The sequence below is a fragment of the Faecalicatena contorta genome, from assembly GCF_001404335.1.
In the GTDB taxonomy this organism is placed as follows: domain Bacteria; phylum Bacillota; class Clostridia; order Lachnospirales; family Lachnospiraceae; genus Faecalicatena; species Faecalicatena contortus_B.
In genome coordinates, this window is sequence record NZ_CYZU01000112.1 from 1 (window position 1) to 2,724 (window position 2,724).

At 43.4% G+C, this 2,724-nt stretch carries 4 protein-coding genes and 1 pseudogene; all 5 read right to left on the bottom strand.

The genetic code is table 11. From position 1 onward, the window contains the following. Positions 1 to 3: 3 nt before the first annotated feature. Positions 4 to 597, bottom strand: coding sequence for a hypothetical protein (locus ARB69_RS25395; RefSeq protein ID WP_242857670.1), 594 nt, complete (start codon positions 595 to 597; stop codon positions 4 to 6). 19 nt (positions 598 to 616) lie between these two features. Continuing rightward, positions 617 to 1,396 carry a replisome organizer gene (locus ARB69_RS27865; protein WP_242857671.1) on the bottom strand — a complete coding sequence of 260 codons (780 nt, stop codon included), beginning with the start codon at positions 1,394 to 1,396 and terminating at the stop codon, positions 617 to 619. Beyond that, complete coding sequence (locus tag ARB69_RS25405; protein WP_055155397.1) at positions 1,341 to 1,778, bottom strand: hypothetical protein; 438 nt, start codon at positions 1,776 to 1,778, stop codon at positions 1,341 to 1,343. Before ARB69_RS25405 ends, ARB69_RS27865 begins: the two co-directional genes overlap by 56 nt. A gap of 117 nt (positions 1,779 to 1,895) precedes the next feature. Then, positions 1,896 to 2,189: a phosphoenolpyruvate carboxykinase gene (locus ARB69_RS25410; protein WP_070102577.1), complete on the bottom strand. Its 294-nt coding sequence runs from the start codon at positions 2,187 to 2,189 to the stop codon at positions 1,896 to 1,898. After that, a pseudogene (locus tag ARB69_RS25415) lies at positions 2,182 to 2,724 on the bottom strand (hypothetical protein); the annotation flags it as partial. The pseudogene ARB69_RS25415 and the gene ARB69_RS25410, both read right to left, overlap by 8 nt.

Here is a 2,724-nt window from a genome sequence, read left to right on the forward strand (position 1 = left end):
CTCCTAATTTGATAAAAACCACCATGTTTTCTGGTTCTTGCCATAGCCGGTTGTGGAAGAATCCACACCGATATCCCGCTTTGCTTTCATCAGATCGGCCCGTTTGATTCCTGCAGCATCACTCCGCATCATAATCTCTTCGCTGTTCGCCTTGCCGTCTGAAAGAGCATTTTTTAAAAATTCTATGGCCTTTTCGTATCCGCTTTTCTCGAATCCTTTTACGCACTCTTTGATCCGTTCAAGCTGGATTGTATTGGCATGCACCTTATTCCATATCTTTTCGATATTTTCTGCTGCTTCTTCCAGCATCTTCATCTCTGCAATGATCTGCTTATGTATATTTGTTAATACAGCAACATCTGTCAGCTCTGGTGCTGGATCCGCGGCGATTAGACTCCCTTCTTCAAGTCCAAGAAGCACACACATAAACTGCTCTATCGCCTTTGGCTGATCTGGGTTTTTCTCCATCCTGCCGACAAACCCTTTGTCTTTTGTCATTTCCAGGGAAAACTCCCCCCTGGTCTTGCCCTGCTTTTTTAACTCTTCACAGAGCTTTTTATAATCTATTTTCACTCTCTCGATCTTCACTTGGTTCATATTTTGATTTTCTTCCCTCCTATCTGCTGAGAAGCTGTTCCTCCAGGCTGTCCATGTTGTATTGTCTACGCTCAAAATTATTGAGATTCTTACTTACAGGAGCCTTGTTTGTCTGAACTCGGCCTTTGTCCTGCTCCTTAGACAGCCAACTGTTCACGAACCTAAGAATTCCTTTCTTGGTCTTTCGCCTACTGGGATTGCTGTCGAGCCAGGATTTCATTTTTCGTAACTCCTGCATTACATCAACTGCCGGGAACAATTCTGACCACTGCTCAACCTGATCACCATAAATCCAAAATTCAGATTTATCATTCAGCGTTAGCGATATCACTTGTTTCCGGTCTGGAGCCGGTTCCGGCTCTGGACAAGTAGTATCTATACTTACCTTACCTATACTATCCTTACCTAACCTTACCTGGGTTTCACATTGGTTGCCATCCGGTATACCAGCGGTTGCCATTAACGTATAAGCACCATTTTCTTTGACATCCAGCATAGATAATTCGTCTTGGTAAACAGTCGGCGTGTATCTGTCTTTACGCAGATAATTGTTCATTCTCCAGTGCTTTATAACGATGATCCCTTCCTCGAATTCGATTACAAATCTTTTCATAATCAGCAGTTTTAAATCATCTTCTGAGGCACCGACAACACGCTGTATCTTTTTTGCGTTGTTTAAAAATCCGTCATCATCGGCGCGCATGGATAGGTGGAAATATAGGGCCTGTGTAGACAGAGGCATATCAAGAAACGCATCTGAATCCACTATCGTCTTCGAGAACATCCGTCTTTCTGCCATATTCCTCGTTCCTCCAATCTGTGCAGCAATTATTTAATGTCCTTATGGCACAGTCCACGCAAAGCTGGCGCTCTCTTATTCTGCTTTCCTCCTGCTTTACCCAACGGATAAGCATCCGCCTGTCAGTGTCAGTATTCATGTCAGGAATAAAATAACCTTTTCCGTTCTGCAGATTTATGATCGGTATTTTCTTCCCTGCCTCGTGCAGGAGGTTTCTCATCTTTCTGTCTATTAATCCGGTTAAAAAACATAGCCGTTTACGCTTTACCGCGTTTTTACTTCCAACCGGTATATAGTTTAATATGTCAAATTTTTCTTTCTGTGGCTCTGGAGCAGGAATGAAATCGTTTAACGACATCTGCCCTGGTAACTGCTCTGCCATCCGCCCTCCTTTCCCCTCCCGGCAGCACGCCGGGAAGTAATGAAATGGCTTACGATTTTACCGTGACGTACCCGTAAGCCGACATGAACGGGTTACTATATAGCATGGTTTCCCGTGCTAACTTGTGTAAAAAAATTCTCTTCGGAAGTCTTCTTCCGTGCCGTAGTGCTCTATGTAGTACTTACGGCATCTGTCTCTCAGATCTTGATCTACTGCATCGGCATCTTTGCCTCTACGAGTGCCATTTGGATGCAGATCAGGCCGGAGTGGAGCCACAAATCCATACTTCTCACATTTCTTTTTTTCATTTGACGTATGGCTGAATACGTGGTGTCGTTCTACTCCGTACTGCTTTGTATACATGCAGTGATCCATGTCATTTGTGAAGATGCTCCATAGTCTCTTAGCCAATATTCACACCCCACTGCTCTTTCATGCGTTTTATTTCATCTGGCGTATCTGTGGGAATACCTTGCTCCCTACATTCATCAACCAGGCTGTCAATTAACAGACACGCCTCATCTACTGTATAATGCCTCAGGCCTTTCCAGCATCTAAGCTGACGGGCTTCAATTTCTTTTCCACTCGGTGTTGTTAATACTGTAGGCCCCATATCATCAACAATTTTGTAATACTCTTTGGCAACATACATTTTGTCTGGAGGAAGAGCAAGCCACTCAGAAATACCATCCCTTCTTAAAATGTTTCTGTGTATCTCATCCTCTGTTATGCCGTTCCGTAGCTTCTTTCTCAACTCTTTTACAAGCGCCCAATAGTACTTTCTTTGCTGATCTGTCTTGGATTCTGTATGTTTGTCAAATTCAATGTCCAGATCCTTTTCTGTAAGCGTTTGGGCTCTTTCTTGCAGGGCAGTACGATACGGAAATTTGAATGTTACCAGCAGCCATTTGTTGTCTAAAGTGATAGCGATTTTATCTATAATGCC

Bases quoted from the DNA above. Each gene is read 5' to 3' on its own strand.
- ARB69_RS25395 (WP_242857670.1), bottom strand. From the start codon at position 597: ATGAACCAAGTGAAGATCGAGAGAGTGAAAATAGATTATAAAAAGCTC.
- ARB69_RS25405 (WP_055155397.1), bottom strand. From the start codon at position 1,778: ATGGCAGAGCAGTTACCAGGGCAGATGTCGTTAAACGATTTCATTCCT.
- ARB69_RS27865 (WP_242857671.1), bottom strand. From the start codon at position 1,396: ATGGCAGAAAGACGGATGTTCTCGAAGACGATAGTGGATTCAGATGCG.